At 67.5% G+C, this 14,425-nt stretch carries 11 protein-coding genes; 9 read left to right on the top strand and 2 right to left on the bottom strand.

The features are described from left to right. The first annotated feature begins 54 nt into the window (after positions 1–54). Positions 55–1,659: a CYTH and CHAD domain-containing protein gene (locus AC4EEV_RS05795; RefSeq protein WP_018760559.1), complete on the top strand. Its 1,605-nt coding sequence runs from the start codon at positions 55–57 to the stop codon at positions 1,657–1,659. A 6-nt stretch (positions 1,660–1,665) separates the two neighbouring features. Here AC4EEV_RS05795 and AC4EEV_RS05790 read toward each other — a convergent pair whose 3' ends face one another. Continuing rightward, the gene (locus tag AC4EEV_RS05790) at positions 1,666–3,102 is read right to left on the bottom strand and encodes a PucR family transcriptional regulator (RefSeq protein ID WP_018760558.1); all 1,437 of its coding nucleotides are present in this window, start codon (positions 3,100–3,102) and stop codon (positions 1,666–1,668) included. A 168-nt stretch (positions 3,103–3,270) separates the two neighbouring features. On the opposite strand from AC4EEV_RS05790, the gene AC4EEV_RS05785 reads away from it, so the two are divergent. Both AC4EEV_RS05785 and gabT read left to right on the top strand, forming a co-directional pair. Further along, complete coding sequence (locus AC4EEV_RS05785; protein ID WP_109044309.1) at positions 3,271–4,701, top strand: aminobutyraldehyde dehydrogenase; 1,431 nt, start codon at positions 3,271–3,273, stop codon at positions 4,699–4,701. A 74-nt stretch (positions 4,702–4,775) separates the two neighbouring features. Beyond that, on the top strand, positions 4,776–6,146 hold the full coding sequence (gene gabT, locus AC4EEV_RS05780; RefSeq protein ID WP_018760556.1) for a 4-aminobutyrate--2-oxoglutarate transaminase: 1,371 nt from the start codon (positions 4,776–4,778) through the stop codon (positions 6,144–6,146). Positions 6,147–6,227: 81 nt separating this feature from the next. Here the strand turns inward: gabT and rarD are convergent, their stop codons facing one another. Beyond that, the gene (gene rarD, locus AC4EEV_RS05775) at positions 6,228–7,253 is read right to left on the bottom strand and encodes an EamA family transporter RarD (protein ID WP_018760555.1); all 1,026 of its coding nucleotides are present in this window, start codon (positions 7,251–7,253) and stop codon (positions 6,228–6,230) included. Positions 7,254–7,357: 104 nt separating this feature from the next. On the opposite strand from rarD, the gene AC4EEV_RS05770 reads away from it, so the two are divergent. From AC4EEV_RS05770 to AC4EEV_RS05745, 6 genes are all read left to right on the top strand, one after another. Further along, a complete protein-coding gene (locus tag AC4EEV_RS05770) occupies positions 7,358–8,353 on the top strand; it encodes a DNA topoisomerase IB (RefSeq protein ID WP_133830371.1) in 996 nt (331 codons plus the stop codon). 39 nt (positions 8,354–8,392) lie between these two features. Beyond that, positions 8,393–9,853 carry an FAD-dependent oxidoreductase gene (locus tag AC4EEV_RS05765; RefSeq protein WP_491330349.1) on the top strand — a complete coding sequence of 487 codons (1,461 nt, stop codon included), beginning with the start codon at positions 8,393–8,395 and terminating at the stop codon, positions 9,851–9,853. Positions 9,854–9,910: 57 nt separating this feature from the next. Then, on the top strand, positions 9,911–11,254 hold the full coding sequence (locus AC4EEV_RS05760; protein WP_491330348.1) for a helix-turn-helix domain-containing protein: 1,344 nt from the start codon (positions 9,911–9,913) through the stop codon (positions 11,252–11,254). A gap of 150 nt (positions 11,255–11,404) precedes the next feature. Next, positions 11,405–12,928: an acetaldehyde dehydrogenase ExaC gene (gene exaC, locus AC4EEV_RS05755; RefSeq protein ID WP_491330347.1), complete on the top strand. Its 1,524-nt coding sequence runs from the start codon at positions 11,405–11,407 to the stop codon at positions 12,926–12,928. 45 nt (positions 12,929–12,973) lie between these two features. Next, positions 12,974–13,996: an alcohol dehydrogenase AdhP gene (gene adhP, locus AC4EEV_RS05750; protein ID WP_491330346.1), complete on the top strand. Its 1,023-nt coding sequence runs from the start codon at positions 12,974–12,976 to the stop codon at positions 13,994–13,996. Beyond that, a complete protein-coding gene (locus AC4EEV_RS05745; RefSeq protein ID WP_018760549.1) occupies positions 13,996–14,403 on the top strand; it encodes a DUF779 domain-containing protein in 408 nt (135 codons plus the stop codon). The genes adhP and AC4EEV_RS05745 overlap by 1 nt, the downstream gene beginning before the upstream one ends. The last annotated feature ends 22 nt before the right edge of the window (positions 14,404–14,425 follow it).

Below are 14,425 nucleotides of genomic sequence, written 5' to 3'. Positions count from 1 at the left end.
GCGAACGGACTGTCGGAGGGCCTGGCATGGACCGGGCGGTGCGGAAGGACGGCTGTGGAGGCTTCGCGGGGACTTGAGATCGAGAAGAAGTACGACGTCGACGACGACGCCGTGGTGCCGGCGCTGGAACAAGCCGCCGGGGTGGCCCGGACCGGGAAACCCCACACCGACCTCCTCGAAGCGGTGTACTTCGACACCCCCGCCCACGACCTGGCGGCCCGCCGGATCACCCTGCGGCGCCGCACCGGCGGCACCGACGCAGGGTGGCACCTGAAGCTCCCGCCCACCGCCGCCGCCACCGCTGAAGGTCCCGCGCCGCGGACGGAGCTGCACGCGCCCCTTGGCCGTCCCGACGCCGTGCCGGACAGGCTGCTGGCCCACCTTCACGCCTACCTGCGGGGATCCGTTCCGGTGCCGGTGGTCCGGCTGGAAACCCGCCGCACCACCTACGCCCTGTACGGTGACGACGGCGTGCACCTCGCCGACCTCGCCGACGACCACGTCACCGCCGAGCGGCTGGCCGGCCGGGACAAGGGCACCGGCGCGCACGGGCAGTGGCGCGAGTGGGAGGTGGAACTGGTCCACGGCGGGCCCGCCCTCTTCGGGCCGGTGGAAGAACTCCTGACCGCCGCCGGCGCCCGGCCGGCCGGGTACGCCTCGAAGCTGGCGCGCGCCCTGGGCGCCGGCAAGGCAGCCGCGAAACGCTCCAACGGTGCCGCCCCCGACGACGATGCGAACGGCAGTGACGCCGGAAGCAGCCCCGCCCTGCTGGCAGGCAAGCGCGCCCCGGCAGCCGCCGTCGTCACCGTCTTTGTGGCGTCGCAGATCGACGAGATCCTCGCCATCGACGCCGCCGTCCGGTTGGAGGAGCCGGAAGCGGTGCACACCATGCGCTCCTCGGCCCGCCGCATCAGATCGGTCCTGGCAGCGTACGGCAAGCTGTACAGGGCATCGCCGGTGCGCCGGCTCCGGGGCGAGCTGAAGTGGCTGGGCCGGCTGCTCGGCGAACCGCGCGACGCCGAAGTCCTGCGCGCGCAGCTCCGCAGCCAGCTGGCCGACCTTCCGCCGGGGGAGGGCCTCGCGGCCGCCACGGCAGCGGTTGACCACCGGACAGGTGAAAATTTCGACGCCGCCTACCGCCTCCTGCAGGAAGCGCTCGGCTCGGCCCGCTACTTCCGGCTCCTGGACAACCTCGAGGATTTCCGCGACAACCCGCCGGTGCGCGCCGACGCCGTCACCTCCGGCCGCAAGGCGGCAGCGAAAGCCGTGGACAAGGGCGCCAGGAAGTTGAAGCGCTCGCACAAGGCTGCCACGCGCGCCCGCCGCGGCACGGACCAGGAACTTGCCCTGCACCGCGTACGCAAGGACGCCAAGCGGCTGCGCTACGTGGCGGAATCGGCCGCCCTGGTCCGCGGCAAGCGCGCCGCCAAGGTGGCCAAGGCCGCCCGCCGGCAGCAAAAGATCCTGGGCAGCTTCCAGGACGCCGTGGTGGCCAGGGAACTGCTGACGGCCCTTGCCGGTGACGGCAGTGACCCGGCCACCGCGGCCGTCTACACCGAGCTGCTCAGCCAGCAGGATGCGATCATGCTCGCCGCACACGCCAAATATCTGAAGGCCCGGAAGAAATCCCGAGACCTTTTCCGCCGCGGCATCATCTAGGGCGGGTTATTTGCCCTGTCGCGCCGACAACCGCGCCACGGCCAGGGCCAGCCACAATTGCACCCGGTCCGCGGTGACGGCGGGGTCGTAGCCGGTCAGCTCGGTGATCTGGGCCAGCCGGTACCGCACCGTGTTACGGTGCAGGGTCAGCTCTTCCGCCACCGCGGCCACCGAGCCATTGTTGTTCAGGTAGCTCTCCAGCGTGGTCATCAGCTCCGAGCCGTGCGCCGCATCGAAGGCGCGCAGCGGGTTCAGCGACTCATGCGCCATATCCGCCAGCGGCACGTCCTCGCTGGCCAGCAGCAGCGACGTCAGGCTCAGCCGCTCGGGTTCATTGACAGGCAGGCCGTGGCTTGCGGCGTCCCGCGCCTCGAAGTAGCTCCAGCGCAGGCCATTGGGCTTGGTGTACGCCCCGCCGATGCCGATCGTGGCGTGGATCCCGGCCTCGGCGAGGTGGTCGCTCAGCTTCCGTGCCAGCGCCGGCGCCGCCCCGCCGTCGTCATTGACCACCAGCACCAGGTCCTTGCCCACCACGGCGGCAACGGCCTTTTCGAGGTCCAGCGGCACCGAGGTGCTTCCCAGGGCCTTGCCATGGGCGGCGGACACCGCCAGCAGCACCACGTTCTTGCGGGTGCTGTTCACGCCCACGCCGGCCAGGCGGCGCTGCGCCTCGCTGGTCTCCAGCGCGCCATGGATCACGTCCTCCAGCACCTGGCCGCAGAGCGCCCGCTGGGCCTGGCGCTGCTTGACCATGTTGTTCAGCTCCACGCTGATCAGGTTCTGCGCATACCCGATGATGCCTGTGTCCTCGAACGGCTGGCGGACCCACAGCGTGCAGGCATCCCTCCGGCCGGTGGGCACGGGGTAGCTGGACCAGGCATCCGCGGACGGACTGGACGTGCTGCTGTTGTACAGCTGCGCGGCGAACTGGGTCAGGGCAACATCCGTGCGCAGCATGCCGCCCAAATTCTTCAACAACTCGGCCAGGCCCCCGCCGGTCAAAAGTGCCCGGGCCAGCACCTGGTGTCCGGCGATCAGCCGCTCAAGCTTGGCGTAGTGGTCTGCCGACTGGGCGTCCGCCACCAGCTTGGTAATGGCGATGAACGGAGTCTCGTACGGCACCTCCACCACAGGGAGGCCCCACCGGTTCGCCTCCGCCAGCAAGGCCGGCGGCACTGCCTCGTGCGTCAGGCCCACCCCGAATCCGATGCCCACGGCGCCGGCCCGCTGCACCTGGCGGACAAAACGTCGCTGTTCGGGGGCGGACCGCAGCCGCAGGCCGGTGGTGAGGACCAGCTCCCCGCCGTTGAGGAACCGCTGGGGATCCTCAAGCTCGGTGACGGCCACCCAGTTGATGTCCTGGTTCCAGGTAGTCTCCGCCACGCCCGCCTTGGACAGCTTCAGGGACGTCACGCCCACCAGGGCAGCAAGGGAAATGGCCATGAAGCAAGGATAAACGTGAGCTGGGCAACCGCACTAAACCTATTCCGTAAGGGTGTGCAGGTGGCTATTCACCGCGGTGGGGCCCTGGCATAGGCTCAATGCAGTTCCATCCATCCGTCCCGGCCTCCGCCCGGGCGCCGATGGCTCCTACGAAAGAGGTTGCACACCGTGGTCCAGACCTTGCAAAACTTCATCAACGGCACGTTCGTCACGCCGGCCGGCACCGCCCTGCTGGATGTGGTTAACCCCGCCAACGGCGAAGTGGTGGCACACGCCCCCGTTTCCGTGCAGGCCGACGTCGACGCCGCGATGGCTGCCGCGAAGGACGCATTCCGGACCTGGAAGCACGTCACCCCCGGCCAGCGCCAGCTGATGCTGCTCAAGCTCGCCGACGCCATCGAGGCCAACAGCGACGAACTCGTCGAGGCACAGCACCGCAACACCGGCCAGGTGCGCTCCCTGATCGCCTCCGAGGAAATCGCCGCCGGCGCAGACCAGCTCCGCTTCTTCGCCGGTGCCGCCCGCATCCTGGAAGGCAAATCCGCCGGCGAGTACTTCGAGGGCCACACCTCCTACGTCCGCCGCGAACCCATCGGCGTGGTGGCCCAGGTGGCGCCGTGGAACTACCCGTTCCTGATGGCCATCTGGAAGATCGGCCCCGCCCTGGCCGCCGGCAACACCGTGGTCCTCAAGCCCTCAGACACCACGCCGGAGTCCACCCTGGTGCTGGCCCGCCTCGCCGGAGAGATTTTCCCGGCCGGCGTCCTCAACGTTGTCCTGGGCACCGGCGAAACCGGGGCCATGATGGTGGAGCACAAGGTCCCCGGCCTGGTGTCCATCACCGGCTCCGTGCGCGCCGGCATTGCCGTCGCCTCTGGTGCCGCCAAGGGGCTCAAGCGCGCGCACCTGGAGCTGGGCGGGAAGGCTCCGGCCATCGTGTTCAAGGACGCGGACATCAAGAAGAGCGCCGCGGCCATCGCCGAGTTTGCCTTCTTCAACGCCGGCCAGGACTGCACCGCCATCACCAGGGTGCTCGTGGAGGAGTCAGTGCACGACGACGTCGTGGCAGCCATGGTGGAGCACACCAAGACCCTGCACACGGGCTCGCAGAACGACGAGGACAACTACTTCGGCCCGCTGAACAACATCAACCACTTCAATGCGGTCACCTCCGTGGTGGAGAACCTGCCTGAGAACTGCCGGATCGAAACCGGCGGCCACCGGGCGGGGGAGAAGGGCTTCTTCTTCGAACCCACCATCATCACCGGCGCCAAGCAGACCGACGACGTAGTGCAGAAGGAAACCTTCGGCCCGGTCATTACCGTGCAGAAATTCAGCACCGAAGCCGAAGCCGTGGAACTGGCCAACGACGTCGAATACGCCCTGGCCTCCAGCGTCTGGACCACCAACCACGGTACCGCCATGCGGCTGAGCCGGGACCTGGACTTCGGTGCCGTCTGGATCAACACCCACATCCTGCTCACCGCCGAAATGCCCCACGGCGGCTTCAAGCAGTCCGGCTACGGCAAGGACCTCTCCATGTACGGCGTGGAGGACTACACCCGCATCAAGCACGTCATGTCCGCCCTCGACGCCTGACCAGTTTCCGCGGGTTGGGCTCTCCGAGAACCGCGGTTTCGGCAAGCCCAACCACCAGCACAGAAAGAACCCCAATGACCACCACCGCATCAGACATCACCTACCGGCTCGAGCAGAAGCGCAACGTCCAGGCCGACTTCCCGGGCCCCAAGTCCGTGGCATTGACCGAGCGCCGCAAGTCCGTGGTGGCTGCCGGCGTCGCCTCCAGCGTCCCGGTCTACGTTGCAGACGCCGACGGCGGCATCATCCATGACGTCGACGGCAACTCCTTCATCGACCTCGGTTCCGGCATCGCCGTGACCAGCGTGGGTGCCTCCGACCCCGCCGTCGTCGGTGCCGTCAAGGAAGCGGTGGAGCACTTCACCCACACCTGCTTCATGGTCACCCCGTACGAAGGCTACGTCGCGGTCGCCGAGCAGCTGAACCGCCTCACCCCGGGTGACCACGAAAAGCGCACCGTCCTCTTCAACTCCGGCGCCGAGGCCGTGGAGAACGCCGTCAAGGTGGCCCGGCTGGCAACCGGCCGGGACGCCGTCGTCGCCTTCGACCACGCCTACCACGGCCGCACCAACCTGACCATGGCGCTGACCGCCAAGGCCATGCCGTACAAGACCAACTTCGGCCCGTTCGCCCCTGAGGTCTACCGCATGCCCATGAGCTACCCGTACCGCGAGGAGAACCCCTCCATCACCGGTGCCGAGGCAGCAAAGCGCGCCATCACCATGATCGAAAAGCAGATCGGCGGGGACCAGGTTGCCGCGATCATCATCGAACCCATCCAGGGCGAGGGCGGCTTCATCGTCCCGGCCGAGGGCTTCCTGCCGGCGCTGGCCGCCTGGGCCAAGGACAAGGGCATCGTCTTCATCGCGGACGAAGTCCAGTCCGGTTTCTGCCGCACCGGTGAATGGTTCGCCGTGAACCACGAGGGCGTCGTCCCGGACATCATCACCATGGCCAAGGGCATCGCCGGCGGCATGCCGCTGTCCGCCATCACCGGCCGCGCCGACCTCCTCGACGCCGTCCACCCCGGCGGCCTGGGCGGCACCTACGGCGGCAACCCCGTGGCGTGCGCCGCGGCGCTGGCGTCCATCGGGTCCATGGAGGAATACGACCTCAACGGCCGTGCCCGCCACATCGAGGAACTCGCACTGGGCCGGCTCCGCGACCTGCAGTCCGACCTGGCTGCTGCCGGAACCGCCGTCATCGGCGACGTCCGTGGCCGCGGTGCCATGCTCGCCGTCGAGCTCGTCCAGGCCGGTTCCACGGAACCCAACCCAGAGCTGACCAAGGCCGTGGCCGCCGCCTGCCTCAAGGAAGGCGTCATCATCCTCACCTGTGGCACCTACGGAAACGTCATCCGCCTGCTGCCCCCGCTGGTCATCACCGACGAGCTGCTCAACGACGGGCTGGATGTCCTGGCCGCGGCGATCAAGGCCAACGCCTAACCGGAACGACTCCCTCCGGCAACGCAAAGAAGGTGGGCTCCCAATTGGGGAGCCCACCTTCTTTGTGCCCGGGCAGCCTTTTCAGGCTGCGGCGCGGAGCGCGGCTCTTCGGACCAGCGAGTTCCGTCGTGCCGTCCGCAGCATGTCCACCGTGAGGAGCAGCAGGGCCAGCCACACCACTCCAAACCCGATCCAACGCTCCACGGTCATGGCCTCCCGGAAGACCAGCAGGGCCACCAGGAACTGCAGCACCGGCGCGAAGTATTGCAGCAACCCGATGGTGGTCATCGGCAGCCGCCGGGCGGAGGCGCCGAAGAAGAGCAGCGGCACCGCGGTGATGACGCCGGAGGCCAGCAGCAGCCAGAAATGCCCGGCCCCCTGCGTGGTCAGCGTGGCGGTGCCGCCGGCGGCCAGGACAACCATCGCCACGCCGGCCAGCGGGGCCAGGACCATGGTTTCCACGCTGAGGCTGGTAATGGCGTCCACCCTGGAGCCCACCCGGTTCTTGACGAACCCGTACAGTCCGAAGCTGAATGCCAGTGTCAGGGCGATCCAGGGAAGCTTTCCGTACGAGTACGTCAGCACGCCCACGGCGATGAAGCCGACGCCGACGGCGGCCCACTGGAGCGGCCGGAGGCGTTCCTTCAGCACGAACACGCCCAGCAATACGGAAACGAGCGGGTTGATGAAGTAGCCCAGCGAGGTTTCCACTGCCTGCCCGGTGGTCACGCCGTAGGTGTAGGTCAACCAGTTGATCGCGATCAGGAACGCCGCCAACGCGAGCGGAGCGAACACCCGCCGGTCCCTCACCGCGGCCGCAAGCACGGTCCAGGTCCGGGTCACCGTGATCAGGAGGGCGCAGAACAACAGCGACCACACCACGCGGTTGGCCACGATTTCGACGGCGCCGGCTGGCATGAGGATGAAGAAGTACAGGGGGAGCAGCCCCCACAAAACGTACGCGCCGATGCCGAAGAGCATGCCCGCCGTCGTGTCCTTTGCAACGGCCTTGGGGCCCGTGGTGGCCGCGGGCTTCTGCCCTGGGGCCGGGGACGTGGTGAGTGGGGCGGCGTGGGACGTTCGTTCTGGAATGGGCACGATGTCCATAACAGCAGTCCCGGGACAGGTATTCCAGCCCGAACACGGGCAAACCGCAAAACAATCAGTAGGCTTTCTTTTATGACATCCGCTAACCGGCCATCCGGCGCCCGATGAGACTCCGACGCAGCAACGCCTCCGGCCGCGGCTACCGCAGGGTGGCTGCAGGAACAGGCTTCAGTTACCGGGACCTTGACGGTTCCACCCTGCCGCCCGGACCCGTGCGGGACCGGCTGGAAAGCATCGGCATTCCCCCTGCGTGGACCGACGTCTGGATCGCCCCGTTCGAGAACGGCCACATCCAGGCCACCGGCCTGGACGCAGTGGGGCGGCGCCAGTACATCTACCATCCTGAGTGGCGCGAGCGGAAGGACCGGGTGAAGTTCGACCGGTCCCTGCAGCTGGCCGAATCGCTGCCCGTGGCCCGGCGCCGGGTCACCATGGACCTGCGAAGCGAGGGTTTCAGCCGTGAACGCGTCCTGGCGGCAGCCTTCCGGATGCTTGACAGCGGATCCCTGCGGGTCGGCTCCGAGCGCTACACCAACGAAAACGGCAGCCGCGGCCTGGCCACGCTGCTGTGTGCCCACGTCCGGGTGCGCAAAGACAGGATCCTGCTGAGCTTTCCGGCCAAGAGCGGCAAGGACTGGGAATCGGAAATCCGCGATCCCGACCTCGCCGACCTTTTGCGCCTGCTTAAGCGGCGCGGGTCCAACGCGCGGCTCCTCGCCTACAAGGAGGGCCGCACCTGGCGGCCCGTGACCAGCGCGGACATCAACGCCTACGTCAAGGAGCGGACCGGGTCCGACTTCACGGCCAAGGACTTCCGGACCTTGCGGGGAACGGCTGCCGCAGCGGCCAGCCTGGCACGCACCGGCGCCTTGCGCACGGCCGCCAAGCGGAAGCGCGCCATCAGCCGGGCCATGGTCGAGGCCGCGGAGACCCTGGGAAACACCCCCTCGATCGCGCGCAAGAGCTACGTGGACCCCCGCGTGGTGGACCACTACCACGACGGTGAAACCATAGATCCGAAGCGGCTGGACTCCGCCGAAGCCGAACTCCGGGCACTCCTGTACCGGGAAGGCCGGGTGGTGCCCCTGGCCGCCAACTAGAATGGGGCCTTGTGCGTTGCACCATGCAGCACATGAATCATGAGCAGGACCAGTTCAGAAGGGCTCCCGGTGACTAATCACAGCGAATCCGCCGCCAACCGTCCGCTCCGCGTCGCCATTGTCGGCGCCGGACCGGCAGGAGTCTACGCTGCGGACATCCTCACCAAGTCCAGCGGCGTCAAGGACGGCGACTTCCAGGTCAGCATCGACCTCTTCGAGGCTTACCCGGCACCGTACGGGCTGATCCGGTACGGCGTGGCCCCGGACCATCCCCGGATCAAAGGCATCGTCAACGCCCTGCACAAGGTCCTGGACCGCGGCGACATCCGTTTCCTGGGCAACGTGAGCTACGGCCGCGACCTGACCCTGCACGATTTCCGCGCCTTCTACGACGCCGTGATCTTTTCCACCGGCGCGGTCAAGGACGCGGACCTGGACATCCCGGGCATCGACCTCCAGGGTTCCTTTGGCGGAGCGGACTTCGTGTCCTGGTACGACGGGCACCCGGACGTTCCGCGCGAATGGCCCCTGGACGCGAAGGAGATCGCGGTCATCGGCAACGGCAATGTGGCCCTGGACGTGGCCCGCATGCTGGTCAAGCACCCGGAAGAACTGCTCAGTACCGAAATCCCGGACAACGTCTACCAGGGCCTGAAGTCATCTCCCGTCACTGATGTCCACGTCTTTGGCCGCCGCGGGCCGGCCCAGGTCAAGTTCACCCCGCTGGAGTTGCGGGAGCTCAGCCACATGGACGACGTCGACATCGTGCTCTACCCGGAGGATTTCGAATTCGACGACGCCTCGGACGAGGCCATCCGCAGCAACAACCAGATCAAGACCATGGTGAACACCCTTACCAACTGGCTGGTGGAAGAGCACGCCGAAGCCGAGAACCCGTCCTCCCGCCGGCTGCACCTGCACTTCCTGCACAGCCCGGTTGAAGTGCTCGACGACGGCACGGGCAAGGTGGGCGGCATCAAGTTCGAGCGGATGCAGCTGGACGGGACCGGAAACGCCAAGGGCACGGGGGAGTATGTCGAATACCCCGTCCAGGCCGTCTACCGCGCCATCGGCTACCACGGCTCAGCGCTTGACGAACTGGAGTATGACGCCAAGCGCGGGGTCATTCCGAACGAGGGCGGCCGCGTCCTGGACGCCGAGGGCAAGCCAGTCCCCGGAATCTACGCCACCGGCTGGATCAAGCGCGGCCCCGTCGGCCTGATCGGGCACACCAAGGGCGATGCCCTGGAGACCATCGGGTTCCTGCTGGAGGACCGGTTGAACCTCCCGGCGGCCCGCAACCCGGATCCGCAGGCCATCATCGACCTCCTGGAGGAGCGCGGCGTCGAGTACACCACGTGGGAGGGCTGGAACAAGCTCGACGCCCACGAGGCCGGCCTCGGCGCTGCCTGGACCGGCCCCGAAGGGCTGGACCACGTGGTGCGCGAACGCATCAAGGTGGTCCCGCGCGAGGAAATGATCCGCATCTCCCGCGGCTGAGCCTCCGGCCGGCGGGGTTAGAATAGCCGCCACACCCCTGCGCTTTCCGGGAGTTCGATGACGAACCTGATCCAGCCTGAACCGCGCCAGCGTGCCGCGCTGGCCGGACACGAGCGCCTGGACCATGCGTTCGCTGACGCCACCCCTGAAATACCCGGTTTGCGCGCCCTGATCCGCGAATCCTGGCTGCGGTCCGCCCGTTTCAAAGCGAACCCGGACAACGCCGCCGCGCCCCTGGCGTTCGACTGGGATGAACTGGAGGACTACCGCCGCCGGCACCCCTTGGCCGCGATCATGCCGGTCATCAACAAACTGCTGGTGCAACCCAGCCACGACAGCGGGCTCCTGGTGGCCGTCGGGGACGAAGTGGGCAGGCTCCTCTGGGTGGACGGCGATCCCGCGCTCCAGCGCCGGGCTGAAGGCATGATGTTCGTCGCCGGCGCCAACTGGTCCGAAGCGAGCGTGGGCACCAGCGCACCCGGAACGGCACTCGCCCTGGGCAGGGGAATCCAGATCTCCGGCGCAGAGCACTACCAGCGCGCCGTCCACCCCTGGAGCTGCACCGCCGTTCCGTTCCACGACCCCGACTCGGGAGCTGTCCTCGGCGTCGTGGACATCACCGGGACGGCTACCGCGGTGGCGCCGCACACCTTGTCGCTGGTCGAAGCAACGGTAGCGGCCGCGCAGGCGCAGCTGCGGGTGGAGCGCCTGCAGCACGCGGCAGAACTGGCAAGGAAACCCGTCCGACGCCGGAGCCCGGCTGCGGCGGCCGGGCAGGGCCGCGGTGCCACGGGAGGCAGCCTCTACCGGAACAGCCTGCAGCTGCTGGGCCGCGACCAGGCACTCCTCAGCCTCGGAGGAAAGACGGTTGCCCTGTCCGCCCGGCACAGCGAAATCCTTGCCCTGCTGTGCATGCATCCGGACGGGCTCACCGCCGAGGAACTCAGTTCTTTGCTGTACCCGGGGGAGGGCTCCACCATGACGCTCCGGGCCGAGATGGTGCGCCTGCGAAAGGTGATCCAGCAGCTCAGCCCCGAGGCCGTCCCCGGCTCGCGTCCCTACCGGCTTCCGGCGGACATCGTGGCCGATACCGGCCAGGTCCTCAGCTGCCTGCAGCGCGGAGCCCACCGGATTGCGCTGGAGATCTACCGGGGCGCGGTGCTTCCCCGCTCCGAGGCCCCCGGTGTCGTGGACCTCAGGAACAAGGTGTCGTCCCTGCTCCGTGAGGCGGTCCTGACGGACGGCAGCGCCGAGTCCCTGCTCAAGTTCGCCGCGCTTCCCGAGGCAGCTGACGACGTCGGCATCCGCCGTGCCGCACTCCGCCTCCTGCCGCCGCGCTCACCCAAGCGGGCCGCCGTCGTCGCTGATCTTGAACGGCTCGAAGCCGAGCTCCGCGCCTGAAACCCGGCCACCCGATGGTTGCGATCGTCGAAACCGGGTTCGGCAACCTCAACCCCCGTTGCAACCTGGCTGCAACCTCCCGGCTCCTACGCTGTAGGCATCGGCGGGCCCCCAGCGGGCCGGCCTCCTGCACAGCAAAGGAGCTAAGCAATGACCGTTTACGCACAGCCAGGAGCCGACGGTTCGAAGGTCACCTTCAAGGACCGGTACGAGAACTGGATTGGTGGCGAATGGGTTGCCCCGGTGAAGGGCCAGTACTTCGAAAACATCACCCCGGTCACGGGCAAGGCCTTCTGCGAGGTGGCCCGCGGCACCGCCGAAGACATCGAGCTGGCGCTGGACGCGGCCCACAAGGCGGCACCATCCTGGGGCAAGACCTCCGTGGCAGAACGGGCCGCCATCCTGAACAAGATCGCGGACCGCATCGACGAAAACCTCGAAATGCTCGCCGTCGCCGAAACCTGGGACAACGGCAAGCCGGTTCGCGAAACCCTCAACGCAGACCTTCCGCTGGCCTCGGACCACTTCCGGTACTTCGCCTCGGCCGTCCGGGCCCAGGAAGGCAGCCTGTCCCAGCTGGATGACAACACCACCGCCTACCACTTCCACGAACCGCTCGGCGTGGTGGGCCAGATCATCCCCTGGAACTTCCCCATCCTGATGGCCGTCTGGAAGCTGGCCCCCGCGCTCGCGGCCGGCAACACCGTGGTGCTCAAGCCCGCCGAGCAGACACCGAGCTCCATCCTGGTCCTGATGGAACTCATCGGCGACCTCCTGCCCGCGGGCGTGATCAACGTGGTCAACGGCTTCGGCGTGGAGGCCGGCAAGCCGCTGGCTTCCAGCTCCCGGATCCGCAAGATCGCGTTCACCGGCGAAACCACCACCGGGCGGCTCATCAGCCAGTACGCCAGCCAGAACCTGATCCCCGTCACCCTGGAACTGGGCGGCAAGAGCCCCAACATCTTCTTCAACGACGTCGCCCAGGAGAACGACGCCTTCTACGACAAGGCGCAGGAGGGCTTCGCCCTGTTCGCCTTCAACCAAGGCGAGGTCTGCACCTGCCCGTCCCGCGCCCTGGTGCAGGAAGACATCTACGAGTCCTTCATGGCCGATGCCGTGGCGCGGGTGGAGAAGATGATCCAGGGCAACCCGCTGGACACCGAAACCCAGGTAGGCGCCCAAGCCTCCAACGACCAGCTGGAGAAGATCCTCTCCTACATCGACATCGGAAAGCAGGAAGGCGCCAAGATCCTCACCGGCGGTGCCCGTGCCGAACTGCCGGGCGACCTGGCAGGCGGCTTCTACGTCCAGCCCACCGTGTTCGAGGGGCACAACAGGATGCGGATCTTCCAGGAGGAGATCTTCGGGCCCGTCGTGGCCGTGACAAGGTTCAGCGACTACAACGACGCCATGGGCATCGCCAACGACACCCTCTACGGCCTGGGCGCCGGCGTATGGTCCCGCAACGGCAACGTGGCCTACCGCGCCGGCCGGGAAATCCAGGCCGGACGCGTCTGGGTCAACAACTACCACGCCTATCCGGCCGGTGCCGCCTTCGGCGGGTACAAGTCCTCCGGCATCGGCCGCGAAAACCACGCCATGATGCTGGACCACTACCAGCAGACCAAGAACCTGCTGGTCAGCTACGACGAGAACAAGCTGGGCTTCTTCTAGGCCCAGCCGCACCACCTCCACTACAACGACGCAAGGATTTCGCCAATGACGACGACAATGCAAGCAGCAGTAGTAACCGAATTCGGCACCGAACTGTCCGTCCAGGACATCGACGTTCCGGTGCCCGGGCCAGGGCAGGCACTGGTCAAGGTGCTCACCACCGGCGTCTGCCACACGGACCTGCACGCCGCGGAGGGCGACTGGCCGGTGAAGCCCACTCCGCCGTTCGTTCCCGGCCATGAAGGTGTGGGCGAAGTGGTGGCCCTGGGCGAGGGCGTCACCGACCTCGCCCTTGGCGACCTCGTGGGCAACGCCTGGCTCTGGTCCGCCTGCGGCGACTGCCAGTATTGCCGCACCGGCTGGGAAACCCTCTGCGAGTCGCAACAAAACGGCGGCTACAGCGTGGACGGCTCTTTCGGGGAGTACATGCTCGTGGACTCGCGCTTCGCGGCCCGCATACCGGCGGGATCCGACCCCGTCGAGGTGGCGCCGGTGCTCTGTGCCGGCGTCACCGTTTATAAAGGCCTGAAGATGACCGAGGCGACGCCGGGCCAATGGGTCACCATCTCCGGCATCGGTGGCCTGGGCCATATCGCCGTCCAATACGCAGTGGCCATGGGCCTGCGTGTCGCCGCGGTGGATATCGCCGATGACAAACTCGCCTTGGCCAAGACCCACGGCGCCGAAGTGACGGTCAACGCCTTGCATGAAGACCCGGCGGAAGTGATCCAACGGGAAACAGGAGGCTGCCATGGAGTTCTGGTTACTGCGGTGCACCCGTCAGCGTTCGGGCAGGCGATCGGGATGGCCCGCCGCGGTGGCACCATCGTGTTCAACGGTCTGCCGCCTGGGGACTTTCCGGCGCCGATTTTCGACATTGTGCTCAAGGGGTTGACGGTCCGCGGCTCGATCGTCGGCACCCGGCAGGACCTGGCGGAAGCCCTGGATTTCTACGCCCGGGGGAAGATCCACCCCACGGTCTCCGTGCGGGAGCTTTCCGAGGTCAACGCCGTGTTCGACGAGATGAAGCACGCCAAGATCGACGGCCGCGTGGTGCTGAAGTTCTGATGCCTATCCATGGGCTTGAGGCCGCCGTGACGCTGCCCGGGGAAGACTTCTCCCGGGTGGCGCTCACGCCCGCGGCCGTGGACCTCCTGCGGATGCTCTGGGAGCGGCACGGTCCGCTCATGTTCCACCAGTCGGGCGGCTGCTGTGACGGGTCCTCGCCAATGTGCTACCCGGCAGGGGATTTCATCACCGGGGATTCGGACGTCCTGCTGGGGCTGTTCGACCTGTCGGACGGAGTGCAGCCCCTGCCCCTGGAGTTCTGGATGTCCCGGGAACAGTTCAATTACTGGAGCCACACGCATCTGACCGTCGACGTTGTTCCGGGCCGGGGAAGCGGCTTTTCCGTGGAGGCGCCCGAGGGCAAACGCTTCCTGATCCGCTCAACCCTGATGGACTGGCCCGTCTAGGAAGTTCGGCCAAGATGCTCCG

Source organism: Pseudarthrobacter sp. MOO14 (genome assembly GCF_058267675.1).
Note: the sequence above shows the minus strand (reverse complement) of the source record. Positions and strands in the feature narration are given on the sequence as shown.

Excerpts from the sequence above, each read along its gene's own strand:
- exaC (WP_491330347.1), top strand. The coding sequence starts at position 11,405 with ATGACCGTTTACGCACAGCCAGGAGCCGACGGTTCGAAGGTCACCTTC.
- rarD (WP_018760555.1), bottom strand. The coding sequence starts at position 7,253 with ATGGACATCGTGCCCATTCCAGAACGAACGTCCCACGCCGCCCCACTC.
- AC4EEV_RS05760 (WP_491330348.1), top strand. The coding sequence starts at position 9,911 with ATGACGAACCTGATCCAGCCTGAACCGCGCCAGCGTGCCGCGCTGGCC.
- AC4EEV_RS05770 (WP_133830371.1), top strand. The coding sequence starts at position 7,358 with ATGAGACTCCGACGCAGCAACGCCTCCGGCCGCGGCTACCGCAGGGTG.
- AC4EEV_RS05765 (WP_491330349.1), top strand. The coding sequence starts at position 8,393 with ATGAGCAGGACCAGTTCAGAAGGGCTCCCGGTGACTAATCACAGCGAA.
- adhP (WP_491330346.1), top strand. The coding sequence starts at position 12,974 with ATGACGACGACAATGCAAGCAGCAGTAGTAACCGAATTCGGCACCGAA.
- gabT (WP_018760556.1), top strand. The coding sequence starts at position 4,776 with ATGACCACCACCGCATCAGACATCACCTACCGGCTCGAGCAGAAGCGC.
- AC4EEV_RS05745 (WP_018760549.1), top strand. The coding sequence starts at position 13,996 with ATGCCTATCCATGGGCTTGAGGCCGCCGTGACGCTGCCCGGGGAAGAC.
- AC4EEV_RS05790 (WP_018760558.1), bottom strand. The coding sequence starts at position 3,102 with ATGGCCATTTCCCTTGCTGCCCTGGTGGGCGTGACGTCCCTGAAGCTG.